The sequence below is a fragment of the Olivibacter domesticus genome (assembly GCF_900109575.1).
Taxonomy (GTDB): Bacteria; Bacteroidota; Bacteroidia; order Sphingobacteriales; family Sphingobacteriaceae; genus Olivibacter; species Olivibacter domesticus.
In genome coordinates this window covers 96,879-123,604 of the sequence record NZ_FOAF01000007.1, presented here as the reverse complement: position 1 = coordinate 123,604, position 26,726 = coordinate 96,879, and the positions used below count along the sequence as shown (strand labels likewise).

19 protein-coding genes are annotated in these 26,726 nt (G+C 38.4%); 11 read left to right on the top strand and 8 right to left on the bottom strand.

The window, feature by feature from the left end; all coding sequences use genetic code 11:
- Positions 1-14 precede the first annotated feature (14 nt).
- A complete protein-coding gene (locus BMY50_RS20710; protein ID WP_093328497.1) occupies positions 15-1,838 on the top strand; it encodes an ABC transporter ATP-binding protein in 1,824 nt (607 codons plus the stop codon).
- A 76-nt stretch (positions 1,839-1,914) separates the two neighbouring features.
- Here the strand turns inward: BMY50_RS20710 and infB are convergent, their stop codons facing one another.
- The 3 genes from infB to rimP all read right to left on the bottom strand — a co-directional run bounded on the left by infB (position 1,915) and on the right by rimP (position 6,815).
- Positions 1,915-4,998, bottom strand: a complete 3,084-nt coding sequence (infB, locus tag BMY50_RS20705) for a translation initiation factor IF-2 (protein ID WP_093328494.1) — start codon at positions 4,996-4,998, stop codon at positions 1,915-1,917.
- A gap of 114 nt (positions 4,999-5,112) precedes the next feature.
- Positions 5,113-6,348, bottom strand: a complete 1,236-nt coding sequence (gene nusA / locus BMY50_RS20700) for a transcription termination factor NusA (RefSeq protein ID WP_093328491.1) — start codon at positions 6,346-6,348, stop codon at positions 5,113-5,115.
- A gap of 2 nt (positions 6,349-6,350) precedes the next feature.
- Entirely contained in the window at positions 6,351-6,815 is a 465-nt protein-coding gene (gene rimP / locus BMY50_RS20695; RefSeq protein WP_093328489.1) for a ribosome assembly cofactor RimP, read from the bottom strand.
- A gap of 304 nt (positions 6,816-7,119) precedes the next feature.
- Here rimP and BMY50_RS20690 point away from each other — a divergent pair, with 304 nt between their 5' ends.
- The 3 genes from BMY50_RS20690 to BMY50_RS20675 all read left to right on the top strand — a co-directional run bounded on the left by BMY50_RS20690 (position 7,120) and on the right by BMY50_RS20675 (position 9,762).
- Positions 7,120-7,470 (top strand): phage holin family protein, encoded by a 351-nt coding sequence (locus BMY50_RS20690; RefSeq protein WP_093328486.1) that lies wholly within the window; start codon positions 7,120-7,122, stop codon positions 7,468-7,470.
- Positions 7,471-7,520: 50 nt separating this feature from the next.
- Entirely contained in the window at positions 7,521-8,654 is a 1,134-nt protein-coding gene (locus BMY50_RS20685; RefSeq protein ID WP_093328484.1) for a lactonase family protein, read from the top strand.
- A gap of 496 nt (positions 8,655-9,150) precedes the next feature.
- Positions 9,151-9,762, top strand: coding sequence for a TlpA family protein disulfide reductase (locus tag BMY50_RS20675; protein WP_238383837.1), 612 nt, complete (start codon positions 9,151-9,153; stop codon positions 9,760-9,762).
- 240 nt (positions 9,763-10,002) lie between these two features.
- Here BMY50_RS20675 and bshA read toward each other — a convergent pair whose 3' ends face one another.
- Both bshA and BMY50_RS20665 read right to left on the bottom strand, forming a co-directional pair.
- On the bottom strand, positions 10,003-11,154 hold the full coding sequence (gene bshA, locus BMY50_RS20670) for an N-acetyl-alpha-D-glucosaminyl L-malate synthase BshA (RefSeq protein WP_093328473.1): 1,152 nt from the start codon (positions 11,152-11,154) through the stop codon (positions 10,003-10,005).
- Between the two features lie 74 nt (positions 11,155-11,228).
- Positions 11,229-13,040, bottom strand: coding sequence for a serine hydrolase domain-containing protein (locus BMY50_RS20665; protein WP_093328470.1), 1,812 nt, complete (start codon positions 13,038-13,040; stop codon positions 11,229-11,231).
- 78 nt (positions 13,041-13,118) lie between these two features.
- On the opposite strand from BMY50_RS20665, the gene BMY50_RS20660 reads away from it, so the two are divergent.
- From BMY50_RS20660 to miaA, 3 genes are all read left to right on the top strand, one after another.
- On the top strand, positions 13,119-13,925 hold the full coding sequence (locus tag BMY50_RS20660) for a hypothetical protein (protein ID WP_093328467.1): 807 nt from the start codon (positions 13,119-13,121) through the stop codon (positions 13,923-13,925).
- A gap of 130 nt (positions 13,926-14,055) precedes the next feature.
- A complete protein-coding gene (locus BMY50_RS20655) occupies positions 14,056-15,213 on the top strand; it encodes a Gfo/Idh/MocA family protein (RefSeq protein ID WP_093328463.1) in 1,158 nt (385 codons plus the stop codon).
- Positions 15,192-16,112: a tRNA (adenosine(37)-N6)-dimethylallyltransferase MiaA gene (gene miaA / locus BMY50_RS20650; protein WP_093328459.1), complete on the top strand. Its 921-nt coding sequence runs from the start codon at positions 15,192-15,194 to the stop codon at positions 16,110-16,112. The genes BMY50_RS20655 and miaA overlap by 22 nt, the downstream gene beginning before the upstream one ends.
- A gap of 39 nt (positions 16,113-16,151) precedes the next feature.
- Here miaA and BMY50_RS20645 read toward each other — a convergent pair whose 3' ends face one another.
- Together BMY50_RS20645 and BMY50_RS20640 are read right to left on the bottom strand one after the other, a co-directional pair.
- Entirely contained in the window at positions 16,152-18,302 is a 2,151-nt protein-coding gene (locus tag BMY50_RS20645; protein ID WP_093328457.1) for a S46 family peptidase, read from the bottom strand.
- A 119-nt stretch (positions 18,303-18,421) separates the two neighbouring features.
- Entirely contained in the window at positions 18,422-20,923 is a 2,502-nt protein-coding gene (locus BMY50_RS20640; protein ID WP_093328454.1) for an OstA-like protein, read from the bottom strand.
- 173 nt (positions 20,924-21,096) lie between these two features.
- Here BMY50_RS20640 and tilS point away from each other — a divergent pair, with 173 nt between their 5' ends.
- The 4 genes from tilS to BMY50_RS20620 all read left to right on the top strand — a co-directional run bounded on the left by tilS (position 21,097) and on the right by BMY50_RS20620 (position 25,951).
- Positions 21,097-22,440 carry a tRNA lysidine(34) synthetase TilS gene (gene tilS, locus BMY50_RS20635; protein WP_093328449.1) on the top strand — a complete coding sequence of 448 codons (1,344 nt, stop codon included), beginning with the start codon at positions 21,097-21,099 and terminating at the stop codon, positions 22,438-22,440.
- Positions 22,431-22,919: a hypothetical protein gene (locus BMY50_RS20630; protein ID WP_093328877.1), complete on the top strand. Its 489-nt coding sequence runs from the start codon at positions 22,431-22,433 to the stop codon at positions 22,917-22,919. The genes tilS and BMY50_RS20630 overlap by 10 nt, the downstream gene beginning before the upstream one ends.
- Positions 22,920-23,086: 167 nt before the next feature.
- Positions 23,087-23,368 (top strand): DUF4834 family protein, encoded by a 282-nt coding sequence (locus tag BMY50_RS20625; protein WP_162276645.1) that lies wholly within the window; start codon positions 23,087-23,089, stop codon positions 23,366-23,368.
- A gap of 120 nt (positions 23,369-23,488) precedes the next feature.
- On the top strand, positions 23,489-25,951 hold the full coding sequence (locus BMY50_RS20620; RefSeq protein ID WP_093328445.1) for a YfhO family protein: 2,463 nt from the start codon (positions 23,489-23,491) through the stop codon (positions 25,949-25,951).
- Positions 25,952-25,958: 7 nt separating this feature from the next.
- Here the strand turns inward: BMY50_RS20620 and BMY50_RS20615 are convergent, their stop codons facing one another.
- The gene (locus tag BMY50_RS20615) at positions 25,959-26,723 is read right to left on the bottom strand and encodes a glycosyltransferase family 2 protein (protein ID WP_093328443.1); all 765 of its coding nucleotides are present in this window, start codon (positions 26,721-26,723) and stop codon (positions 25,959-25,961) included.
- Positions 26,724-26,726 lie beyond the last annotated feature (3 nt).

Sequence of the window (26,726 nt, the reverse complement as noted above, 5' to 3'; positions counted from 1 at the left end):
GTTAAAAATATTAAATGAAGACCTATCTAAGATTATTATCTTTCGCAAAACCGATAGAAAAATACGCTATACCCTATATCATTTGCACGCTTATCACCGTTTTTTTTGGAACGCTCAATCTTGCACTACTTATACCATTGCTTAATACTTTATTTCTTGACGGAGGTAAAGGGGAGCTTATTCCGAAACCGGAAAGTTGGTACAACCTTATTGATCAGTTTAATTATTATGCGCAACAGCTAAGTCATCAATTTGGACCTTACGGTACATTGCAACGTGTATTAATCGTAATTGTCTGTTCCGTGTTTTTAAGCAATCTCTTCCGCTATCTTGCACAAAGGATAATGGAAAATTTGCGGATACATACCTTGCTTAACCTTCGAAAAACAGTGTTCAACAACGTGATGGATCTGCATGTTGGGTATTTTAATAATCAACGGAAGGGCGATATAATCTCTAAAATTGCTTCTGATGTCCAAGTGGTGCAGTTTTCTGTAACATCAACACTCCAGGTCGTTTTCAAGGAGCCTTTGCAGCTTATATTCTACATTATTTGGCTTTTTGCAATTAGTTACAAGCTGACATTTTTTGCTATATTGGTTATCCCAATCTCAGCATTCATCATTTCTCTTATTGTTCGTAAGCTTAAGGAACAGGCCACCGAGGCCCAACAAGTTTATGGTAAGATGATTAGCTATTTGGATGAAGCATTGTCTGGTGTGAAAATTATTAAAGCATTTAATGCCACAAGTTATGTGAAAGATCGATTTCACGAGGAGAACACCTATTATTCTAAATTGGGTAAAAGAATGGCTAGGCGACAACAACTTGGTTCTCCCGTATCTGAATTATTAGGGATTTTAATGGTTGCTGCATTAGTTCTATATGGCGGAAACTTAGTGCTTAGCGGTAGTGAAGAGCTAGATGCAGCTTCATTTATTGCATATATAGCAATGTTTTCTCAGGTAATGCGCCCGGCAAAAGCAATTACTGATTCGTTTAGTAACATTCATTCGGGAATAGCTGCGGGAGAGCGTGTGTTAGAACTAATAGATGAGAAACCTGCCATTAAAGATGCTATTGACGCGATTTCTATTGACAAATTCGAAAAAGCTATCTGTTTTAACGAAGTAGGCTTTTCTTATCAAGATAAAAAGGTTTTAAATGATATTAGTTTCGATATTCCGAAAGGGAGAACTGTGGCACTTGTGGGGCCATCAGGTGGAGGGAAGTCAACACTTATGGACCTGGTACCTCGATTTTTAGAGGTACAATCCGGGAGTATTACTTTCGATGGTGCAGATATCCGAAAGATAAAGGCTGATTCATTGAGAGCTTTAATGGGTACGGTTAATCAGGAGTCTATTTTATTCAATGATACCATTTTCAATAATATCGCTTTCGGCGTGCAGAACGCAACTTTAGAGGACGTAGTTGCTGCGGCAAAAATAGCCAACGCGCATCAATTTATTGATGATACGGAAAATGGTTATTACACGAATATTGGTGATCGTGGTGTGAAATTATCCGGTGGGCAGCGGCAACGTATTTGTATTGCGCGCGCAGTCTTGAAAAACCCACCCATATTGCTTTTGGATGAGGCAACTTCAGCATTAGATACCGAGTCAGAAAAACTTGTACAAGATGCTTTAAATAAACTAATGAGGAGCCGTACCACGTTAGTTATTGCGCACCGATTAAGCACTATACAATCCGCAGATATTATTGTTGTATTAGATAATGGAACGATTGTAGAACAAGGCAGCCATGTGGATTTACTAAGTAAAAATGGACTTTATAAAAGGTTGGTAGATATGCAGCAATTTGAAGAGGCCTAAAATAAAAAAGAGAATAATAAAAAGAGAAGGGCCGGTTTCTTAATAGAAACCGGCCCTTCTCTTTTTATTATTGATATTATAATTTCCGTTTTACTTCTACTTGTTCGTAAGCTTCAACAATGTCTCCAACTTTCATGTCGTTAAAGTTGTGTATACTCAAACCACATTCATATCCTTGTGATACTTCTTTAACATCGTCTTTATAACGTTTCAAAGAGGCTAACTTACCGCTGTATACCACTACACCATCCCGAATTAAGCGGACATCGTGATTTCTGTTAATTTTCCCGTCTAATACCATACAACCTGCAATAGTACCGACTTTGCTAATCTTGAATACTTCACGAATTTCTACATTACAAACAATTTTTTCTTCAAACTTAGGAGCAAGCATACCTTCCATTGCCGCTTTCAGCTCTTCAATAGCATCATAGATAATAGAGTAAAGACGTATATCTATTTGTTCCTGTTCGGCTAGTTTTCGAGCATTCTGTGAAGGACGTACTTGGAAACCGATGATAATTGCGTCTGAAGCAGAAGCTAATAAAACGTCTGATTCTGATATTTGTCCTACTGACTTATGGATGATGTTTACCTGGATTTCCTCCGTTGATAATTTTAATAATGAGTCGGATAATGCTTCAATAGAACCGTCCACATCTCCCTTCACAATTACATTCAACTCTTTGAAGTTGCCAATAGCAAGACGGCGTCCGATTTCATCCAGCGTAATATGTTTTTGTGTGCGAAGCCCTTGCTCACGTTGCAGTTGTAAACGCTTATTGGCAATTTGACGGGCTTCAGACTCATTATCTAATACATAAAATTTATCTCCCGCTGTTGGGGCACCGTTCATACCAAGTATCTGGACTGGTGTCGCTGGACCCGCTTCTGTTACCTTTTGTCCTCGTTCATTAGTCAACGCTTTTACTTTTCCACTATGAGAACCCGCCAGTATTGCATCTCCAACTCGAAGTGTACCACCTTGTATCAATACAGTTGTCACAATTCCTCTACCTTTATCCAAGGCTGCCTCAACAACTGAACCTACAGCTCGTTTTTTTGGATCAGCTTTGAGCTCTAACAATTCAGCTTCTAATAATACTTTATCCAGTAAGGCATCTACATTTAGCCCTGTTTTACCGGAAATTTCTTGTGCCTGATATTTACCTCCCCAATCTTCAACCAAAATATTCATGGCTGAAAGTTGTTCCTTAATCTTGTCGGCATTGGCACCCGGTTTATCTATTTTAGTGAAAGCAAATACGATCGGAACCCCAGCAGCTTGGGCATGGTTAATAGCTTCTTTCGTTTGAGGCATTACACTATCATCTGCAGCAATTACGATAATAGCAATATCGGTAATCTTAGCTCCACGTGCACGCATCGCTGTAAAGGCTTCGTGGCCGGGTGTATCTAAAAAGGTAATTCTTCTGCCATCATCTAGTTTTACGGCGTAGGCCCCAATATGTTGGGTAATACCTCCCGCCTCTCCACCAATGACGTTTGTTTTTCTAACATAATCCAGCAAGGATGTTTTACCATGGTCAACATGCCCCATAACAGTAACGATAGGCGCTCTTGGGACCATATTTGCGGGATTATCCTCTTCTTCTAATGAATGCGTTTCTTCATCTTCAGGTTTAATAAACTCTACTTCAAAACCGAATTCGTCAGCAACGATCGTTAAGGTTTCTGCATCTAAACGTTGATTAATAGAGGCGAATATCCCTAAACTCATACAGGTGGATATAATCTGGGTAACAGATACGTCCATCATATTAGCTAAATCGTTTGCAGTTACAAATTCAGTCACACGAAGTACTTTAGATTGCATTTCGCGTTCCAAAGCTGCTTCTTCAGCTGATAAGGCAACATCGTCCCTTTTTTGACGACGCAATTTAGCCCTTTGAGCAAATTTTCCAGATTTACCTGCTCCGCTTAAACGGGCAAGCGTTGCCTTAATTTGATCTTGTATTTCTTTTTCAGAAGGTTCTTCCTTTGGTGTTTCTTGATGACGGCCGCGTCCTTTGAAGTCATTTCTTCCTCTGTTGGGATGATTGCCTCCTGCTCCTCTATTAGGATTGTCGGGACGTTGCTGACCTCCAGCCCCTCCCTGATGAGGCTTGTTCTGCCCACCCGCTGTCTGAGGTGCTTTTTGAGCATTGTCTCCGCCTCCTTGTTGGTTGCGATTCTGATAGGGTTGGTTACCACCACCCACATTATTATTACGTTTACGCTTACGTTTATGATCAGCTGCGTTCGATCCAGAGGATGAAGCAATAGGCTGATCTTTACGTTTCTGATGCGGTGTTGGCAATTCTATTTTACCAATTACCTTTGGTCCGCTTAAATGCTCTGCTTTTGCTCTGATAACTTCATCTAAAGGAGCAACAGAAGATTTCTTTTCTTCTTCTTTTTTCACTTCGGGTATAACCTCTTGTTTAGCCTCCGCTTTCGGTTCTTCCTTTTTCTCAGGAATTTGCTTTTCGATTGATGACTCTTCAGAAGTCACTTGCTCGTTCGAAACAGGTGTTACTGTTTCTGCCGGTATTTCTGGCTGTGGCGTTGTTACCTGGGGAGCTTCTATTTTTTCTTCCGGTTCAGCAGTCGGTGGAGCTGGTTTCTCAACTGGTTTTTCCAGCTTTGGCTCTTCCTTTACATAAGGTCGTTTTTCAGGACGGCTACGCTGATTGATGCTAGAAAGATCAATTTTGCCAACAACCTTGACCCCAACGTGATTGTCCGGCGTTTCATCCCTGGCCTCCTCTTTCAAATCATTCTCGTCATTAGAAGGAGCCTTTTGTTGTACTTGGTTTGTAGGGGCTTTAGTCTCCTCAACAGAAGGGTTGAAAGCGCTGTTGTTTTTAATTAAAATTTCATCATTTTCGACCTCCTGTGTAGGTTTTGATGCAGTAGTTTCTATCGGTGTTTCATCACGACGGATTTTTCCAATAACAATCTGATTGGCTTCTTCCTTCACAATTTTATCACCTTGAAACTCTCTTAAAAGAACATCATACATATCACGGTCTAACTTCGTGTTTGGCTTTGCGTCAATATCATAGCCTTTTTTGGCTAAACACTCCACAGCAGTACCAATACCGATATTCAGTTCTTTCGCAGCTTTCAGTAAGTTTATACTTTTACCTTCTGTCATTTAATCTAATTACCTCTTAATTTATTGTGTTATTTACAAAAGTATGCTTTTTAGTTGTTTATTACTAAAATAATCAAGAAAGCATTATTTTGTTCGGCTTATAGCCCGTTAATTTTAATCAAATTCAGCACGTAATACCTGAACAACCTCTAAAACGGTTGTCTCCTCTAAATCGGTACGACGCATCAATTCATCTGTTGATAGTGCTAGTACAGACCTTGCTGTATCAAGCCCAACACGTTTAAATTCATCCAAAATCCAACCGTCAATCTCATCTGCAAATTCTTCCAAATCAACGTCTTCATCATTTTCACTACTTTCACGGTATACGTCTATTTCAAAGCCTGTCAGTTTTCCCGCTAGCTTTATATTGTGTCCACCACGGCCAATCGCTAAAGATACCTGGTCTGATTGCAGGTATACCGCTGCTCTCTTTTCTTCATCATCCAATTTGATTGAACTGATTCTTGCAGGACTCAAAGCACGCTGAATATAAAGTGAAATATTATTGGTGAAATTTATTACATCAATATTTTCGTTGCGTAATTCGCGTACAATTCCATGTATACGAGATCCTTTCATACCAACGCAAGCGCCAACAGGATCAATACGATCATCATAAGATTCCACAGCAACTTTTGCGCGCTCACCGGGTTCACGAACAATTTTTTTAATGGTTATGAGCCCATCAAAAATTTCAGGGACTTCCAGTTCAAACAAACGTTGTAAAAACTCAGGAGCGGTACGAGAGATGATAATTTTAGGCGTGGCATTCATCATGTCTACCTTATAAACTACTGCACGGATAGTGTCACCCTTCTTAAAATAATCAGCTGGAATTTGTTCCGTTTTCGGTAAAATCAGTTCGTTACCTTCATCGTCTAACACTAAGGTTTCCTTCTTCCATATCTGATAAACCTCGCCCGTAACAATTTCTCCTACACGATCCTTATACTTCTTGAAAATCTCATCTTTTTCAAGCTCAAGTACTTTAGAAACTAATGTTTGACGTGCAGCTAAGATAGCCCTTCTTCCAAAACTCTCTAAGGTGATTTCTTCAATAAAATCATCGCCAATTTCAAGATCGGGATCCACCTTACGTGCTTCGGCAAGCTCTATCTCTAAATCGTCGTCCTCAGAAAATTCATCTTCAACAACCGCACGTGTGCGCCATATCTCTAAGTCACCATTATCCGGGTTAACGATGACGTCGCAGTTTTCATCCGTCCCAAAACGTTTACGGATCATACTTCTGAAAACTTCTTCAAGTACACTAATAACCGTAGGACGGTCAATATTTTTGAAGTCCTTAAACTCCTGAAATGAGTCTATTAAATTGATATTGCTCATTTTTATTTAAATGAAATTAACACCTTTGTTTCCTTTATCTGGTCAAGAGAGATCGTGTTTTCAATCTTAACCGCTTTTTTTCCTTTTTCTTTTTTTATTTCTTCCAACTGTATACTGGTATCGGAAGCTGCTAATAGTTGACCCTCCCTTTTACTTCCATCAATCGTCTTAATAGAAATAGATCGACCAATGTTTTTGAGGTATTGCCTTAGTAAGGTAAGTGGCGTGTCTATCCCGGGAGAAGAAACCTCTAGATTGTAAGCATGTTCTACTACATTTTCTTCTTCCAAATGATAGCCTACATGTCTACTAATGGCAGCACAATCTTGAATGTTAATGCCTTGGTCTCCATCCATCAATATAATGAGCTTACCATTGCTGTGCATTTTTACCTCAACCAGAAATAAATCTGGCCTATCCGAGATTTTCTCTTCAACTAATTCAATAACCCTATTCTCAACACTCATAGTAAATTTACAAATTACTTGTAATAAAAAGAGGGGACCATTCTGTCCCCTCTCTCTCAAGATGATGCAAATATACAATAAAATATTTATTATTCAAAGAGAAGACATTCGCTAAGAAACAGTTTATTATCATACTGATAGCTCTTTTCGCAAGCAGATATGATGACCTCACTTGGTAGTAAAAGATGTGAAAAGGCCTGATGGTTTATTCGCTAGAAGCCTTCTTCGTTTATCTTAAAGAAATAACAGTCGCTACTAAACAATTTTACCAATACTGCGTTTGAGTAATTAAAAAATAAATTATATGAGATTCATCATTGAACTAGTTGTTACGGGGATTGCTATTATGCTCGCCGCTTATATTATCCCGGGAGTAGAAGTTTCCGGTTTTTGGAGTGCCGTATTAGCGGGGATTTTGATTGCACTGGCCAACGCCACTGTGGGGACCATCTTAAGATTGTTTACCCTGCCGCTCAATATTCTGACTTTAGGCCTTGTATCTTTTGTTATTACAGTGCTCATGGTCATGTTAGTTAGTAATATTATGAGTGGTTTTTCTGTTAGCGGTTTCTTTTCCGCTATGTTCTTTGCTATTTTAACAGCTGTCATACAGATGATTTTGGGTGGGATATTCGGCACCAAGCGCGAAGAATAATTTGAAGGGGGTAATATTTTGTGTAATATTGGTCTTCTAATGGAAAATTTATGAGACTGAAATTAGCATTCCGTTTAATCTTATGTATGTTGAATCTGCCTATGCTATTGAGCGCACAAAATAATACCATAAATCTGTTAATCGGTACCTATACAAACACTGGTAAGAGTGACGGTATATATGTATATTCCTTTGATGCTGCGTCGGGAAATTTAACTTATAAAAATAAGGTGACCGCTGAGAATCCCTCTTATTTAGCGTTAAGTGCAAACAAAAAATATGTATATGCCGTAAATGAACTTCATGACGGGAAAGGGTCAATAAGTGCCTTTTCTTATAATCGAAGGGATGGAAATTTATATCTTATTAATAAACAGTTAACATCAGGAGACGATCCTTGTCATGTGGTTATAGATAAAAGCGATCGACATGTAGTTGTTTCAAACTATTCAGGCGGAAGCTTTACGGTGTTTGGAACGGAAAAGAATGGACAGCTAACAGATAAATTGCAACTCAATGTGCATACAGGTAAGGGTCCGGATAAAAGTAGACAGGAAAAACCGCATGTTCACTCAGCTACTTTTTCCCCAGATCAAAAATTTATATTAGTGCAAGATTTAGGGACCGATTGCATAAGCAGCTATCCGTACGAGCCTAAAAAACTAACCAATCCGGTAAATGTATCGGAAGTTAAGATAGCTAAAGCTTCCCCAGGTAGTGGTCCGCGGCATGTTACTTTTTCAAAAGACGGGCGGTTTGTTTATTTAGTACAAGAAATGAAGGCCGCGGTAAGCGTATATGCTTACAAGGATGGAAGGTTGACCTTTTTGCAGGAGATAACCATGCTCCCTCCATCATTTAAGGGGGATGTTGGTGCTGCTGATATACATATGTCACCTGATGGCAAGTTTTTATATGCTTCTAATAGGGGAGATGCGAATGATATTGCGATTTATAAGGTAAATATCCTAGATGGGAAGTTGACACACGTTCAAAATCAATCAGTAAAAGGAAGGGGGCCGCGCAATTTTACCTTATCTCCCAACGGCAAATATCTATTAGTTGCCAATCAGTATACCAATGAAGTTGTTGTATTCAAAAGGGATGAGGTATCAGGGCTTTTAAAAGATACACAAAACCGTATCGAAGTAGGAGCTCCTGTGTGTTTGGTTTTCGATGAATAATGTTTTATTGGTTAATTTGTTTCTATGCTTAGGTCTGTCGGTGCATTTCTTTTTTTGTTAATGTTGGCTTCTTGTCCTGTTAAACAGTTTATTCATGCATCGCTTAATAAAGTTAGTATTAGTCATGGACTTTCTTACGATGATGCTAAAAAAACGATAAAATCAGGAGCTTCCGCTAAATCTGCCAAACAATGTTTTTCTTTTTTTGCAAAAAGTAGCGATCGAAATCAGCAAGCATTGCACTTTTTTGTAATGCTTTTTTCAGTGATACTCCTTAGCTCGTCTTGCTGGTTATTAAGTTTGGTTTTCCGGCGAGATGACCCATTTATAGACCATAAAGTTTCTTTATTCCTGCGTAACCGCGTACTCCTTCTATGATGTTTCGGTCCTATCTCATATTCCTACTTTAAGGAGATATGTGTCATTAATAGAACTGAGTAAATTGCACTATCTGAAATTAGATAAGCAATGCATATATATTGAAAACATTGTTGAAATGAATACTGTGAAGAAGAATAAAACGACCAAAATAATATCGAATTTGTTTTTTGGTTTGCTATTGTTATCAACTGTCATAATGGTTTTTAAACCGGAAGCGAAGGCTTGGGTTATAAAAAGTTTAATGAAGGTCGGACTGTTTAAAGCCGATGTGCCTAATAGGGTACAGAAAAATATAAAAGTCGTCGATAAACCAACGGCAGATATTTTATTTGTTAACGAAGCCAAAGATGTTATAAGCTTATCCTCTTTAAAGGGGAAAGTAGTCTTTATTAACTTTTGGGCGACATGGTGCCCTCCATGCATAGCGGAAATGCCTTCAATCAATAAGCTTCACGATCAATTCAAAACAAATGATCAAATTGTCTTTTTGATGGTTGATGTGGATAATAATTTTCGTAGAGCAAAAAAATTTATGGATAAAAATGGATATTGCCTATCCGTTTTTGCTGCAGGAAGTGAAATTCCAGTAAGTTTTTTAGATAAAACAATTCCTTCCACAATAATATTGGATAAACAAGGGAATGTCGTTTTGCATCACGTTGGAGGAGCGAACTATGCTGATGCAGAAATGATTGATTTTATTGAGAAATTAGTGGCAAGTAAATAAAAAAGATTGTTTCACGAGAAACATTTAATTTTAACGTGTTACGCTAACATAACGGAGATTTCTCCGCTCCGCCCGACCTCTTATACGAGCGTTGGTCGAAATGACGAGGTGGGTTAAGTTCTCCCTTCGTCATTTCCTGTGGAGCGCAATGTAACCGATAGATTTCCAAATCGTTGTTAAGGGGCGACATTTTTCCATTACGTAAGTCTTCTTGCGGATTTTTAAACAACCCTCATTATCTTAAGTGATAGATAACCCTTTTTCGTTTACCAAGTCAATAACTTCTTGATAATATTCTTCGTAGACTGGAAGTATTAAGCTCAATTCAAATTCTTTTGCTCGTTGTAATGCCGCAGATTTGAAGGAAGCAAGTCGCTCATTATCTTCCAAGATATAAATAGCATGTGATGCCATTTGATCTATGTCACCTACCTCATCTAAAAAGCCTGTAACTCCATCTACGTTTAATTCAGGTAGGCCTCCTACGTTAGATGAAACAACAGGCACACTGCAAGCCATAGCTTCCAAGGCCGCTAAGCCAAAACTTTCAGATTCTGATGGCATCATAAATAAGTCGGCAACCGAAAGGATCTCTTCAATAGCATCTTGTTTTCCTAAAAACCGTACATCATTACAAACACCTAAATCTCTACAAAGCTGTTCCGCATTTACGCGGTCAGGGCCATCACCAACCATTAAAAGTTTACATCGAATCTTTTCCTGAATTTTCTGGAAAACTTTAATCACATCCGACGTACGTTTTACTCTTCTAAAATTCGAGGTATGTATAAGTATGCGTTCATCGCCTGGAGCAATGGCTCTTTTAAAATGTTCCCTTGGTTTCAGGCTAAAACGTGTCAAGTCGATAAAGTTTGGAATGACTCTGATATCTTTTGTAATATCAAAATGTTTAAGCGTATCTTCTTTAAGATTTTGAGATACTGCGGTCACTCCGTCAGATTGGTTAATAGAAAAAGTCACCACCGGATTGTAGCTGGGATCTTTTCCTACCAATGTAATATCTGTGCCATGCAGCGTGGTAACCACTGGAATCTGTATTCCGTAAGTACTTAATATCTGTTTTGTCATGAATGCGGCCGAAGCATGTGGTATAGCATAATGTACATGTAAGAGATCTAGTTTCTCAAACCGTATTACATCTACCAGCTTACTAGCTAGCGCTAATTCATAGGGTGGAAAATCGAAAAGAGGATATTTGGATATACTTACTTCGTGATAGAATAAGTTTGCTGAAAAGAAGTCTAATCGGGCAGGCTGACTGTAGGTTATAAAATGGACCTGATGGCCATTGGCCGCCAAGGCTTTTCCTAATTCAGTTGCTACAACGCCACTACCGCCAAAAGTTGGGTAACATACAATACCTATTCTCATTATTCTTAATAAATAAACCGATGCAAATTAACTGTTATTTTCTTTTAAAATTGTTAATCGGATGTAAAGTGTTTTTACATTCCCTTTGCAATAGCTTCGTAAATGGCATCTTGTATTCTAGACCTAACATTTAACTCATATAATTTGTTTGTAACGGTTGGATGCACCCTATTAGATAAAAAAATAAAAGTTAGTTGCTGCGATGGATCCATCCATATACAAGTTCCAGTATAACCAGTATGCCCAAAAGTTAATGGCGATGCAAGCTTAGAAGGATAAGCCTTTGTAGTATCTGGATCCCACCTGTCAAAACCAAGTCCTCTTCTACTTACCGATGATTGTTTACTTGTATATTCATCTACAATTGCTGGAGAGAAATAAATTTCACCACCATATGTACCTTTATTTAATAGCATTTGGCCATAAATAGCTAAATCATTAGCCGTGCTAAATACCCCCGCATGGCCAGCTACTCCATTGGCCATGGCTGCCCCCTGATCATGTACATATCCTTGCAATAAAGTATTCCTAAAGGAGGTGTCGTTTTCTGTTGGTACAATTTGTTCTTTGGCAAAACGTAATCTAGGTTTATAGCCTGTTTTGGACATCCCCAACGGAATATAAAACTGTTCTTGTACATATTTCTCAATAGGTTCAGAAGATTGTTGTTCTACTACTTCTTTCATCACATACATACTTATATCGCTATAAACATATTTACCGGGTGTTTCTATCTTTGATTGAAGCATTTCTGGCCACATGACATCACGGTAATAATTCGTTCGTAAGTAACGTCCATCGGCTAGCTTTACCGCATAGGCTGCAGAAGAATCATTACTTTGGTCGGCAGGTTTTAAGTATTTATAAAAAGGAATGTAAGGGACAAAGCCTGCTTGATGTAACATCACATCTCTGAGCTTTACCATGTTCTTATTGGTATTGCGGGCCTGGAGCAAGTAATGGCCCATCGTTTGATTTAAATCTATCCTTTTCTGCTCATTTAAGCGCATGACCGCTAAAGTTGTCGCCGTAATTTTACTAATAGATGCCAGATCAAATATATCACTTGTATGAGTCGGAGTTGTTTTCTCATAAGTATGGAACCCATAAGCATGCTCAAATATAACTTCACCGTTTTTTACCACCATCACCACTGCTCCTGGGGTGGCTTTTTCAGCAATGGCCTCTCTTATTATATTGTCTATCGGTTCAATTAAATTTTTACTGTCTATACCCAATGCTTCCGGTAATGAATAACCTAGACGTGTTTTAATTGTCGTAAAACCGCTTCCAATCTTATACCGAGGTGAAATGTTTTCTTTTAACTTCCCCGCAATGGCAATGCCACCAAATACGCCAGCGGCGCTATTTCTTGCTGCAACGATGGAAGTGTCTGATGACCAGATAATGGGAGTAGTTATATTATCTAAAAGCGCTAATTTTTGTGTAGTTCCAAATCCACAGATAATGATTTTTTTGCTGATCGATTCACTTTTAATAAAGTCTAATACCGATCGATTCGTTAAAATATCTTCCGATGCCTGGATAATGAGTGTATTGTGGTATTTCAATTGTTCACTTATGGCCTGTAAATTTTTCAAGGTGGTATCGCCAGCGAAAAAATCGACAGGAGCATAACGGCTTAGCATTTCTTCAAATGCAGTAGTATACTGGAAACCTAAACCGATACTGGCAATTTTGAGTTCTTGTAAACCTTTTAAAGGAAGTTGTCCTAATTCATTGTTTAAAACAACAATATTTGCAAGTGTTACCTTTTCTTCTTCCAAAGAAATTTTTATATGGTCTTGTCGGGCGGTCTGTGCGCAGGCATTAAATACAAACAGAAAAAAAACTATTAAAAGGTGGAAACGCTTATAGATATGCATATAGAGATCGGCTTTTATTGATAGTCTAAGGTATGAATTTTTTGGCTATTTTATAATTTAGTACCATACCTTTGTACAATGCATGTTTTGCCTATTACTATAAACGAATTTTTAACGCAATTGCGTAACGAATTTGGTGTAGTCGCTGAGGTAAATAGATGGTCTGCATCTACTTTTATAATACACTTACAAAATACGGAAGTTTCCTTTGTGTTTTATAGAAGTTTACATTATGGATGTTCGCATACGCTAGTATATCTTCCGCGAAGGAAAGTAATACATTTAGACGAAGATGTTTACTTATCAAAAAAGGATATTGTGATAACCCGGCTAGCCGCGTTTCTTGGAAAATCGAAAAGAGTATATGCTCGGAATACTGTTTTGGCAAGAATTAACAAAAGAGAGGCGCTTTTATTTCAGCAAGAACATCATTTGCAGGTTCAATTGCCGGGGAAATATCGTTACGGTCTTTTTTATAAGGGAGAATTAATGTCGATCGCCATATTCAGTGGTGGTAGGCAGATGCATGCTCATGAAGCACCTTATCGCTCTTTTGAGCTGTTACGGTTTTGTCACAAAGCTGGTTATTTGGTAATCGGCGGCCTCAGTAAGCTTATTAGAGGTTTTGTTAATGAATTTGAACCAAACGATGTTGTAACGTATGTGGACAGAGACTGGTCTGACGGAAAAAATTACCAACAACTCGGGTTTACAGCTGTAGGGATCATTCCTCCTCAAAAATTTTATATTCAATCAAAAACGGGCCGCCGCTACGATAAAAAGAGTTATCAGGCGATTATCGAGCACCCGAGAAGTGATGAGAGCGATTCGGTGTATTATACTGTGGATAATCTTGGAAGCATTAAAATGCGATATATCGTTTAGGTTATAGGATTCTTTTATTATTTTAGGCCATTACTTAGAACCTGTTTGCATGTAGAATTTTGTTTAAACAGTTATAAACAGGTTTAATTAGTGTGTCACCAATTAAATTACAATAAAAAACACAAAAAAAATGAAAAGAAAACTTCGTATGGGTATGGTTGGCGGAGGTATTGATGCCTTTATCGGTTCTGTACACCGTATAGCAGCAAGAATGGATGGTTTAGTAGAGCTTGTATGTGGAACATTCAGTATTAACCCTGAAATCTCCAAGGAGTCGGGAGAGGTACTATTTGTAGACCCTAGTAGAGTGTACACTACCTATCAGGAAATGATAGAAAAAGAAAGTCAACTGCCGGAAGATGTACGGATGGATTTTGTTACGATCGTTACTCCAAATTTTGTCCATTTTGATCCCGCCCGCATGGCCCTCGAAAATGGGTTTAATGTGGTCATCGAAAAGCCTATGACCTTTACGCTCGAAGAGGCGAAGCAATTAAAACAAATAGTTGAAAAGACAGGTTTAACCTTGGCTCTTACACATACCTACAGCGGTTATCCTATGGTAAAGCAGGCTAAAGCCATGGTGAACGAAAATAAGTTAGGAAAGGTAAGAAAAGTTATTGTAGAATATCCGCAAGGATGGTTAAGCCGTTTAAGCGAGCGCGAAGGAAATGCGCAGGCTGCTTGGCGTACAGATCCAAAACGTTCGGGAAAAAGCGGTGCAATGGGAGATATAGGAACGCATGCTGCTCATCTTGCTGAATACATCACTGGACTTAAAATAACTGAAATCTGCGCAGATTTAAATACCATGGTAGAAGGTCGTTTACTCGACGATGATGGCAATGTGTTAATACGTTTTGACAATGGTGCAAATGGTGTTTTAATCGCCTCACAGGTTGCAGCCGGAGAAGAAAATGCAATAAAAATAAGAGTATATGGAGAGAAAGGCGGACTGGAGTGGATTCAGGAAGAACCTAACAGCCTATATTTAAAATGGTTGGATGAACCTAAACAGATTTATCGTACTGGCGGTGCTTATTTAAGTAATGCGGCCAAACACAATACGCGTATCCCGGCAGGACATCCAGAAGGCTTACTGGAAGCTTTTGGTAATATTTACCGAAACTTTATTTTAACGGTATCTGCAAAATTAAATGGAGAAACGCCCACACCGGAAATGCTCGATTTCCCTACCGTTGATGATGGTGTTCGGGGAATGGCCTTTATCGATAATGTGGTAGCCAGTAGCGCTAGTAATGAAAAATGGACCAAATTTCTGGTTTAATATGTATTTTAGGGCCAACGGCTTCGGGAAAAACATCCTTAGCCGTTGCCCTCGCTAAACGCATTAACGGCGCTATTATTAGCGCAGATTCTAGACAGGTATTCAGGGGAATGGATATTGGAACAGGTAAGGATCTGCAAGCATACGAAGGAATTGATTACTATTTGATCAATATTAGAGATGCAGGTGATGATTACCATGTCGCACATTTTCAGGATGACTTCCAGGAGGCTTTACTAAGCATTGCTGCAGATGGAAAAACACCCATTCTTTGTGGAGGGACGGGGATGTATATACAGTCCGTACTTCAACATTATCGCTTTACATCTATTCCCGTTAATCAGGAACTTCGGAGTAAGCTTGCCGATAAAAACATTGAAGAGTTAGAGAAACTTTACCTGTCTATACCCCATACTAGCACTTTTAATGCTGATATCAGTACCAAGAAGCGACTGATACGAGCAATAGAAGTTACCTCTTGGCTAACTAAACATCCAATGGAAAAAGAATCACCCCATGTCTTAAATACAATAATTTTCGGGATATTATTGCCATTGGAAGAAAGACGAACAAGAATAACGGAACGGCTTAACAAACGTTTGACAGAAGGCTTGTTGGATGAAGTGAGAGACCTTCTAGCTAAAAATGTTTCGGCTGATAAACTGAAATTTTATGGCTTAGAATATAAATATGCTACTGCTTATCTATTAGGGGAGATGGAATATGGCGCTTTTTACGCGAAGCTAAATACGGAAATACACCGTTACGCCAAAAGGCAGATGACTTATTTTAGAAAGATGGAAAAAGATGGCCTTTATATCCATTGGTTAGACGGTATGCAATCCTTAACAGAACAGGTAGATGGTATGTTGACCTATATGAAAACACATGCCCACTGACGATGTGGCCAATGGGCATATGTTTTAGTTGTTGATTGCTTACTGAATAATTGTCATTTCATCCACGATGTGTTTCGCTCCGGCAAATTTGTCTATCAAAAATAACACGTAACGAATATCAACATTTATTGTTCTTTGCAGCTGATGATCAAATATGACATCACCGGCCATTGCTTCGATATTTCCATCGAAAGCAATACCAATTAATTGTCCATCTCCATTGATCACGGGAGATCCGGAGTTTCCACCTGTGATATCGTTATTTGTTAGGAAGTTGACAGGCATATAACCGGCCGGATCAGCGTATCTGCCAAAATCCTCTGCTTCATAAAGGTCAATCAGTTTCTGAGGCAAATCGAATTCATCATCCTTCGGTTTATATTTAGCGATAGTACCTTTTAACGTTGTATAATAGTTTTCTTTGGCATCGTTTCGTGGATCTGTTGGTAGCGCCGTTACTTTTCCATATGTTAAGCGCAAAGTGCTATTTGCGTCTGGATAATAAACTTTTTTCGGATTGGCTTTTCGCATTCCCTCCACCATTAATCTAAAGGCTCTTTGAAAATCATCGGCTGCTTTTTTCTGGGACTCGTCTGTAGCACGGTACCGAGTCATAAGATCGGAGGATAATAAAAATAGGGGATCCTCGTCCAGAAGTGCTCCATTTGGATTAGCTAAAAAAGTTTCAATTTTTTCTTTTGCCGAAAAGATGCTTTGCGCGAAGGCCTCTTTTACAAAATTGCTAAAATCTCCCTTATTTTTTTCTGCCACTGATGCTACCATAGGTGCCAGCCCTCCATTCTTTGCTTTACGTGCATACAGATTAAGTTCAGCTATCAGCACATCTTGTTCCAGCGGGAGGTACAGTTGATTATACTGAGATGCTATCTCAGCTTTTAGCTGTGGGAGCATTTCGGCCCGCTTTGCTGTATTGCTACCTGCGTACATTTTTAAGGCACTTCCAAGCGCATAAGGCAGCGCTGCGAATGTACTGGAACGGAGCATTCCTATCAAGTAGTTATCATGCCTACTCTGCTCATTTGTTTGTTGATAGTAATTGTTAATTGTTTCAACTACGTCGCCATATCTCGCCTTATTGCCTTTTTTGTTTGCCCATTCGTTAAACGTTGCTTCTGCTTCCCGCTTAGCCTTTGCCGTTTCATGTTGTTTTAGCGCATCAATCATCCCCTGGCGGTTTTTCCAATAGTTGGCAACCTGCGCATATTTAGAAGCATATTCGAGTTTAACCTTTTGATTGCTGTCCATATGTTTCTTCATATTATCCATCCCTATTTTGGACGATTCCACCCAAGCGGGATACGCATAGTTTACATTTTGATCAATTCCAGCTGCGGGCATCCATCGGTTGGTACGGCCCGGGTAACCTAAAATCATAGCAAAATTGTTCTCCTGGAACCCTTTTAAGCTGATAGGTAAATGATATTTTGGCTTCAAGGGAATATTGGACGCATTATATTCGGCAGGATTTCCCTCCTGATCAGCATATACTCTAAATAAGGAAAAGTCTCCGGTATGCCGAGGCCATTCCCAATTGTCGGTGTCTCCACCAAACTTTCCAATGCTATTAGGTGGAGTACCCACTAAACGAACATCGTTATAATCTTGGTAAACAAAATAATAGTATTCATTGCCATTATAGAACGATTTAACGGATACCACATACTTCCCTCCTTCATCATTTTCTTGCTGTATCAATGCAATCTCTTGATTGATAACCCGCTCACGTTCCATTTCACCCATATTGTCATTAACTTTTTCTAAAATACGTTTAGAAACATCGTCCATCCTTACAAAAAAACGTACCGATAATGATTTAGGTTTCAATTCTTCCTGGCGATTTGCAGCCCAAAAACCGTTCGTTAAATAATCATGCTCGGGCGTAGATAGCTCTGCAATAGCGCCATACCCACAATGGTGATTGGTTAAAACCAAACCGTCTTTCGATACGATTTCGGCCGTGCAGCCTCCATCAAATTGTACAATCGCATCTTTTAAGCTAGAATGGTTAACGCTGTAAATTTCTTCGGAAGTTAATTGCAATCCCATTTTTTGCATATCGCGGTGGTTCAATCGATCGATATGCATTAAAAACCACATTCCTTCGTCTGCTCTTACTATACCAAAAGGTAAAAGTAAGATTAAGAAAAACCAAATTTTCTTCGTTTTCATATGTTTAATTATTGTGAAAAATTTTGCTGCCAAGAAAAATTCAAGTTATAATATGGTTCTTGACATATTTGTAAGGCAACAAAGATGCATTAATTTTATGTTGAATACAAATCGTTTGATTATTTTGTAGTAGTAGGAGTGGCTTTTTGGGGAATGCTATCCCTATTACTTTTTGGCGCTATTTTATTAATTGGAATTGAATCCTTTAATGTTTTCTTTGTATCCTGTTTTGCTGGTATAGAATCTCTTTTGCCAACCATTGCGTCTTTATTGGATACCGTGGCACTGTCGTTCTTTAAGCTATCAGTCTTTGAATTATTAGGAACTGTTTTTATCGTATCCTGCTTCACCGATGTATTGTTTTTTTTGCCAACACTGGTACCTTTTACCGCAGATGTTGTGGTACTATCTCCCTTTAAATTGTCAGTCTTTAAACTATCTGCCGCTGTTCTTTTAATGGTATCTGGCTCAATAACTTGTTCTGTACTAATCGGATTTATAACTTCCTCTTTGCTTTTGGGTCTGTCTTTAGGTTTCCATATAAAGCCTGGTAAAATTTCTTTATCGGCCTGTATCGCAGCTAACGGCGAGTAACTCGTTTCCGTTTTACGGATGTTCACAATATTTGAAACCTCGTTGTTATCGAATATAATTTTTATACGGCTACCAATACTTTTGGTCATTCCCGAAATTTTATTCTCCTCCTGTGTATAATAGATACTTTCTGCATTTCCATCCACAAACATCCTGTCTAATTTATTGTCTGTGAAAAAGCCCGTTATTTTACGGCCTTTCACTTGGTTAAACTTAGCAGAATCTAATTGGGTACTCACAATAAACGCATTCGTTTTCAAAAGCATATTATCCAACTTCTGGTTTTTTAATTGCATATAAATCGTATCACCGGAAAGCTGAGAACCCTGTGCCCATATCATTGGCTTGCCATAACACCTTATGATAGAGTCTGGATAGCCATAATATGCTGAATCTGCTCTGGCCTGCAAGTCTGATTTGAAAATACGCATATGATGATAGGCCTTTACAATACGCGTTTTGGCTGTATCCAGTGTGGTAGAATCAGTGGACGACTTATTTAATGCTGTTTTTTTTGCTAAAGCAAAAGAGCTGTCAGCCTGTCCCACTTTTGGAATATCTATTTCTTTGATCAGTAAGCTATCCTCCGCTAGTTCTTTGCTTATCAACTCACGTTGTGTCTTTGCAATAGAGTCGTTTTGCAGTTTAGTAGTTTTGGCTACTGCCTTTTTGATGGCTTCTTGGGAGAGATCTGTTGGTACTTGTTTAGTCGATAGACTGTCTTTAAGTGCTGTCTTTATGAGCGAATCAGCAGATAAATTCTCCTTCTGGTTGGTAATGATGCTGTCTTGAGCAGGCTTTACCGACAAGCTATCTGTGGTTTCTCGCATTGTTGCAGTGCTATCTAAGGAGGTAGAATCTGCGGGCTCTGTAAATTCGCTGTCGTCTTCTTCCACATCTAGGTCCCCTCCATCACGTTGAAGGTTTAACTCGATAGGATTATAGTCTTTTAATAACATAACGCGAGAATAAAGCGTGTCAGCAGACATGTATACAGAATCTGTTTGCTCCCTAGGCTCATTGTTTTTGTCTAAAGAATCTATTAAGGAAGGAGGATTATCAGGTAAACTATCTACCTGTAAGCTATCAGATGAGTCTGTAGGGCTACTAGTGGAGTCGCTTTTCGTGACCATAATCATATAAGCCTTTTCAGTCATCGTAATGCTTTCGTCTTTCTTTAAATAGATGCCCCGTTGTCCGTAAAGAATCCCTTGTTGCACAGTGTCAACAAACACAACATTCTTGATCGCTCTGCCATAGCCAAGCTTGCCATCGTAATAGAGGCTATCACCCCTTAAAAATTTACTTCCTTCCGTGTATAAATTATTTTTTCCAAATCTCGCCCTATCTGTCTCCGTATGGTAATCGCCATTCTCCGTATATAGATTCCCACCGTTTTTTCCCTTAATATTCGTAGGGCCATAAAAATAAGCCATTTTAGAAAGAGAGTTATAACGTAACGTATCGGTAAATATATTGGTTTCCGGAGTACGTACTATCACATCATGCCTAAAGTAGGCGTCTTGGCTATTTTCGAAATAATAGCCATTTTTACTATTTAAGGTGTCTGTTTGATTAATAATACGCCCGCCATTTGTATAGGTTCCTATTTTAGAATTCAGGTTATAGGTCAAGTGATTCGTCGTCAATACAGCTCCTTTTACATCTACCATTCTCACATTATTGGTCAAAATGGCAATACGGGTATCTTTAATATAATGTAGTTTATCTGCGTAAACTACGGTACCGTTCGGTTGCGTGATAACGACATTTCCAAAGGCATCGAAAAATCGCTCCGTAGGGTTGTAGTCAGAACTGTCTGCAGATAAGGTGCTACCTTCATGCATGAAAACAGGTTTATAAAACCGATTAACTCCCCACTCTTTACGTGCCTCATAGTCGCGTGAGCTTATGAGTTTTACCTCCTTTTGCGCTTTTACCACCAAAGGAAGCAAAAAAGCCAGACATGTTAACAGAATGATACATTTCCTCACCGTACAAAAATACCTAAATAACTTTTGTTGCATAATCTTTTAAGAAATTTTAACTTATTGATATTAGCAGGACTTTCAATATCAAGTAGCAAGATGTATCCCTAACCTTAAATCTTGCTATTTATGTCTTGCTACTTACGTCTTATGTCTTACTACTTATACCTTGCCGTTATAAAGCAATAAACTATTTTATCTACCTTTGGCCTATGGACCTGTTAAGTCGATTTTTGAACTTTAATGATGAGAATCAACTGTTCGAGAAAAATGAGCGCATACTGTTGGCAGTGAGTGGAGGGAAGGATTCCGTATTGATGACACATTTATTTGCTAAGGCAGGTTATTCATTCGGTATCGCACACTGCAATTTTAAATTGCGGGGAGAAAGCTCAGAAATGGATGAAGCCCTCGTCTTTAATTTAGCGCGTCAATTAAATGTCCCTTTTTATGCAACTTCTTTTGATACGGAAGAAATAGCAAGAGAGCGGAAGATGTCGATCGAAATGGCTGCAAGGGAATTACGATATCAATGGTTTGAAGACTTAAGACAGCAACATCAATATGATTATGTGGCGCTGGCGCATCATCAGAACGATGCGATAGAAACCATGTTATTAAACCTAACACGCGGCACAGGAATCGCGGGCTTACATGGCATCTTGCCTAAGAGAGATCGTTTTATTCGGCCCTTGCTGTTTTTAATACGAGAAGAGGTCGAAGCGGCTATCGATAAGTGGAAACTAACTTATCGGGATGATGAATCTAACTTCTCTACTAAATATACTAGAAATAAAATCCGGTTAGAGATTATACCAAAACTTAAGGAAATAAATCCGTCATTAGAGAAAACGTTCATTGAAAATGCTGAGCGATTTGAAGAATTGAATGAGCTGTTAAAAACATATACCACAACTTTAAGAGAAAAGCTTTTCATCGCAAGAGACGTAAACTCCTATACAATCAGTATGGAAAAGTTGCAACAGTTACATCCGGTACGAACATTATTATATGAGCTTTTTAGGCCATTTAATTTTACTTCCGATGTTTTAGATGATTTGTTATCTGTTTGGACGAAGAAGAACCAATCAGGTAAATATTTTAATTCGGTTACGCATAGCTTGGTGATGAGCCGAAAAGACCTGATTTTGGAACCCTTAATGGATCAACCGCTACAAGAGCTCATCCCACTAACCCCAGGTGAACAGAAAAAATTCGGCAATTTTATTATTTCTGCTCAAAACTCCCAAGTGGAGAAAGTGGAGCATACTTTTGATAAAATACAGGTTGATGAAGAAGAGCTTGTATTTCCCTTACAGATCAGGCATTGGAGAGAGGGCGACTGGTTTAAGCCACTGGGTATGAAAGGCAAAAAGAAATTGAGCGATTTTTTTATCTCGTTAAAAATTCCCGTTACAGACAAGATGAGAGTTCCTGTTGTTGTAAATGGTAATGGGGATGTTATATGGGTAGCTCCCTACAGAATAGACGACAGGTATAAAATTACAGATAAAACAAAAAAAGTTGTTACCTTAGAATGTATAAAATGGAAGTAGCAGATAAACCTTTGTTTGTAGAAAATCAGTACCTAGGCCGTGACCGTGGCTGGGTGAGCGTTCGTTTGGTGATGGCCCTGTTTTGCTTTACAGCGTATTATATCAGTTCGGAAAGAGAACGCAACCATCAACTGTTCCTTTTGGTTGGTTGTATCATCTTGCTAGTATCCATTGTCATGATGTATATGCTACATTACAGAATTACCGTAAAGAATAAAAGTGTTATACTGCAAGGTTTGTGGACTGCTCGACTCATAAAGATTGACTTGAATAGCATTGTTAAAGTAGAGAATGCAGCATATAGCCCTTATTTGATTAACAGCCCTGTTTATAATTTGCATCAAAAGGGCAAAATACGGTTCTATGCTGGGGGTAAGTCCGCCGTTTGGTTAACCGATCGGGATGGCTTAGTTTACGTAGTAGGAACTCAACATCCCAATGATCTTACCCGCGCAATTTTACAGGCAAAGGAATCGTAAAATTTTTGTCAATAACCGCATTTATCTCCACCCTTCAATAATATTTAGTATATTATTACGTAAATTTGTTATTAACGTTAACAAATCTCAGGTGGAGCTGTCAAACAGACTGTTGAATGTGTCTTGTAAAAGATTCATTAAGCAGTTCTACATATAAAATATTCATAATGGGTTTATTAAAAATATTATTAATTACGATACTGATTTTATGGCTATTACGGCTTGTTGTCACCATGCTGTTTCCATATATCATGGCAACCTTTGTTGGAAAGATGCAAAGGGAAGCTCAGAAGCAATATGAGCAACAAACAGGTAATTATTCTCAAGAGCAGGCACCCAAACCAGATGGGAAAATACGAATTGATTATGTACCACCAAAATCTGGGAAAAAGAACCCTTCATCTAATGGAAGGGTAGGAGAGTTTGTTGATTTCGAAGAAATAAAATAGAGGAAATCGTTTTTAATATTTTTTCATTCTAAAAAAAATGATAATTCGAGTGCTTAAAAAGTTCGAAATATCATTTTTTTGTAATAGGTTTGAGGCTTGAGCTTAAAGTATTAGAAAAGAATGAAGAATTGGTTCAACCGAAATGCAACCCATCTTGCCATCATAGGCATATTTATCGCTATCTGTCTTATATATTTCTCACCTGCCTGGCAGGGTAAAGTGCTCATCCAAAGCGATGTTACGCAGGCGCAAGCTATGCAGAAGGAAATTATGGACTTTAAACAGGAAGATGGAAAGGGCCCACTCTGGACAAATTCGATGTTTAGCGGAATGCCTTCTTACCAGATCTGGGTCTCGTATCCAAAAAATATAGGAACACATATCATGGCGGGCCTTAAGGGGGCACTTCCTTATCCGATGGATGTTGTGCTACTTTACCTGCTTGGGGCTTACTTGCTTTTTAATGTACTACGCGTAAAACCTTGGTTAGCGGCTGTTGGTGCCGTAGCTTTCGCTTTTACTTCCTACAATTTTATTTATATCGAAGCAGGCCATGCTAATAAGGCTTATGCTATTGCGTTATTTGCACCTGTTCTTGCAGGAATATTACTCACATTAAGGAGAAAGTATCTCTTGGGTGCCGGTATCCTCGCATTGTCATTAGCCTTAGAAATACGCGTTAACCATATTCAAGTAACTTATTATCTCTTTATTGCCTTGTTAATACTAATAGGGATAGAGCTATATCATGCCATCAAGGAAAAGAAAGTGCAAGATTTTATAAAAGCGATTGCCTATATGGCGGTAGCCTCAATTATTGCACTGGCTGTTAATGCTGGTTTGTTATGGACTACCTATGAATATAGCAAAGAGTCCATCAGAGGAAAATCAAATATTGCTTCAGAAACGAAGGGAAGCGAGCAGCAAGGTGTGAGTAAAGAATATGCATATCAATGGAGCCAAGGTGTAGGCGAAAGTATTACCTTTTTAATTCCAGATGCTTATGGGGGGGGGACATATAATAAGCTGGATGGAAATTCTAACACGGCAAAAGTTTTTAGTAACAAAGGATATTCAATCGATCAAGTTCCCTCAAATCTTTTTCAGATGTATTGGGGCGGGAAGCCTTTTACCTCGGGGCCTTGGTATTTTGGTGCAGTTGTTATTTTCTTATTAGTATTAGGCTTGTTTGTTGTAAAGAATAGATTAAAATGGTGGATTCTGTCTGCAACATTATTAAGCGTTATGCTTTCATGGGGTAAAAATTTCACGTTTATATCGAATATATTTTTCGATTATTTTCCGTTATATAATAAGTTTCGAGCAGTAGAATCTACCTTGGTGGTAGCCTCATTTTTAATTCCTATTCTTGCTATCTTAGCGATTGATGAGATTATCAAGAATGGCAAGACAATCGAAAAACTTGATAAGAAAATTATCTATTCAACAGCAATTGTAGGGGGTATATCTTTTATTGTCTGGGCACTACCTGACCTGTTCTTTAATTTTCAGGCACCAAATCATTCAGAATGGGTGCAATATTTATCCCAACAATTACAGGATAATAGTTTTGGACAGGCTTTGGGAAATGCCTTAGTGCAAGATAGGATAGGCCTGGCCCGTGGTGATGCCTTCCGCTCACTAATATTTGTATTACTTACGGCAGGTGTAGTTTGGCTGTTGGCAAAAAATAAAATGAAGGCAACGACAGCAACGATAGTTTTAGGAGTATTAGTGATTGTTGATTTATGGGGAGTAGATAGAAGATACCTTAATAAAGATAGTTTTGTAGAGAAATCGCAAGCCGAGCAGATTTTCTTTAAACCGCGTGAAGTAGATAATCTCATACTGATGGATAAGGAGAAAGATTATCGGGTACTCGATTTAACCGTTGACCCTTTTGCTAATGCTAATCCATCCTATTTCCATAAAAACATAGGCGGGTATCATGCAGCTAAATTGATGCGTTATAATGAACTAATAGAACGTCAGTTTTCGAAGTCCATTAATGAGGATGTATTAGATATGTTAAATACACGCTATTTAATAACAAATAATAAAGAAGGTACTTCCCAAAGCATACGCAGAAGAGACAGAGCTGCAGGTAACGCTTGGTTCGTGGATAAAGTTACGTATGTAAAAAGCAATGAAGAGGAGATGAATGCAATTGATAGCTTTGACCCAAAAAAGGAAGCATTTATTCATCAAGAATTCAAAAGTAAAATAGATGAAAAACGTTTAGGCAGGCCTGGAAATTCAAGTATTGAGTTAACAAGTTATAAACCGGATCATTTGATATACGAGTACTCAGCTCCTAACGATGTGATGGGAGTGTTTTCAGAAGTGTGGTATGATAAGGGGTGGAAGGCCTTTGTAGATGGTAATGAAATTCCTATTTTAAGAGCGAATTATGTATTAAGAGCTGCGCAGTTGCCGAGAGGAAATCATAAGGTTGAATTCAAATTTGAACCGCAATCATACTATATGGGGGAGAATATTTCATTAATTGCTTCTATTATATTAGTACTGGCTTTAGGGTTTGCCATTTGGAGAGAAAGGAAAACAGCAACACCTGTTGGTTGATTAAATATCAATCATTTGTTCTGCCGTGCCTTAAATAATACCAAAATAAATTTATAGCAATCAGAAGGTGATTAAAGAGATTTGATAGCAGTCCGTAGTGTTTGGAGAAAATGTGAAAGCGTTCCTTTAAACTTTGCAAATGTCTTTTCTTGGATACGCCCCCCATCAGATATTTGGCTACATACTGTTGTGTATTTATAATCACCTCAGCTTTTTTTGCAGCGGTCAATATCCAATCTATATCAGCACTTAGTTGATAATGCGTATTATAAGGTTCAGTAATACTTTTCCTCACATAAATAGCTTGATGGCTTATATTCATACCATATTTAAAACTTCTCCAAGAGAAGCTTTTTGGTACCTTATGCCTACGCCTTCCTAAACTATTGCCGGCTGCATCTATCATTTCCGTTTCACCATAATAAATATCGGCATCAGGCCATGAATTGAAAACATTGCTTACCGTATTTTCTGCAAAAATTTCGTCTCCCGAATTCATAAAAAGAAGATAATCACCTGTAGCGAGCAGCATACCTTTATTCATAGCATCGTAAATACCTTTGTCCTTTTCACTTATAAATACAGCTATTTGGGTTTTAAATTGCTCGATTACATCAAGTGTACCGTCTGTAGATCCGCCATCTATGATGATATACTCAATATACGGATAATCTTGGTTCAATACTGATCTGATAGTCCGTTTAATATCGTTAACATTGTTATAAACAATGGTGATTACACTTAAAACAGGTAAAGACTTTACGCCATTCATAGT

What these genes read in the sequence shown, in the direction of transcription:
- BMY50_RS20710 (WP_093328497.1), top strand. Translation starts at nt 15, where the DNA reads ATGAAGACCTATCTAAGATTATTATCTTTCGCAAAACCGATAGAAAAA.
- infB (WP_093328494.1), bottom strand. Translation starts at nt 4,998, where the DNA reads ATGACAGAAGGTAAAAGTATAAACTTACTGAAAGCTGCGAAAGAACTG.
- nusA (WP_093328491.1), bottom strand. Translation starts at nt 6,348, where the DNA reads ATGAGCAATATCAATTTAATAGACTCATTTCAGGAGTTTAAGGACTTC.
- rimP (WP_093328489.1), bottom strand. Translation starts at nt 6,815, where the DNA reads ATGAGTGTTGAGAATAGGGTTATTGAATTAGTTGAAGAGAAAATCTCG.
- BMY50_RS20690 (WP_093328486.1), top strand. Translation starts at nt 7,120, where the DNA reads ATGAGATTCATCATTGAACTAGTTGTTACGGGGATTGCTATTATGCTC.
- BMY50_RS20685 (WP_093328484.1), top strand. Translation starts at nt 7,521, where the DNA reads ATGAGACTGAAATTAGCATTCCGTTTAATCTTATGTATGTTGAATCTG.
- BMY50_RS20675 (WP_238383837.1), top strand. Translation starts at nt 9,151, where the DNA reads ATGAATACTGTGAAGAAGAATAAAACGACCAAAATAATATCGAATTTG.
- bshA (WP_093328473.1), bottom strand. Translation starts at nt 11,154, where the DNA reads ATGAGAATAGGTATTGTATGTTACCCAACTTTTGGCGGTAGTGGCGTT.
- BMY50_RS20665 (WP_093328470.1), bottom strand. Translation starts at nt 13,040, where the DNA reads ATGCATATCTATAAGCGTTTCCACCTTTTAATAGTTTTTTTTCTGTTT.
- BMY50_RS20660 (WP_093328467.1), top strand. Translation starts at nt 13,119, where the DNA reads ATGCATGTTTTGCCTATTACTATAAACGAATTTTTAACGCAATTGCGT.
- BMY50_RS20655 (WP_093328463.1), top strand. Translation starts at nt 14,056, where the DNA reads ATGAAAAGAAAACTTCGTATGGGTATGGTTGGCGGAGGTATTGATGCC.
- miaA (WP_093328459.1), top strand. Translation starts at nt 15,192, where the DNA reads ATGGACCAAATTTCTGGTTTAATATGTATTTTAGGGCCAACGGCTTCG.
- BMY50_RS20645 (WP_093328457.1), bottom strand. Translation starts at nt 18,302, where the DNA reads ATGAAAACGAAGAAAATTTGGTTTTTCTTAATCTTACTTTTACCTTTT.
- BMY50_RS20640 (WP_093328454.1), bottom strand. Translation starts at nt 20,923, where the DNA reads ATGCAACAAAAGTTATTTAGGTATTTTTGTACGGTGAGGAAATGTATC.
- tilS (WP_093328449.1), top strand. Translation starts at nt 21,097, where the DNA reads ATGGACCTGTTAAGTCGATTTTTGAACTTTAATGATGAGAATCAACTG.
- BMY50_RS20630 (WP_093328877.1), top strand. Translation starts at nt 22,431, where the DNA reads ATGGAAGTAGCAGATAAACCTTTGTTTGTAGAAAATCAGTACCTAGGC.
- BMY50_RS20625 (WP_162276645.1), top strand. Translation starts at nt 23,087, where the DNA reads ATGGGTTTATTAAAAATATTATTAATTACGATACTGATTTTATGGCTA.
- BMY50_RS20620 (WP_093328445.1), top strand. Translation starts at nt 23,489, where the DNA reads ATGAAGAATTGGTTCAACCGAAATGCAACCCATCTTGCCATCATAGGC.
- BMY50_RS20615 (WP_093328443.1), bottom strand. Translation starts at nt 26,723, where the DNA reads ATGAATGGCGTAAAGTCTTTACCTGTTTTAAGTGTAATCACCATTGTT.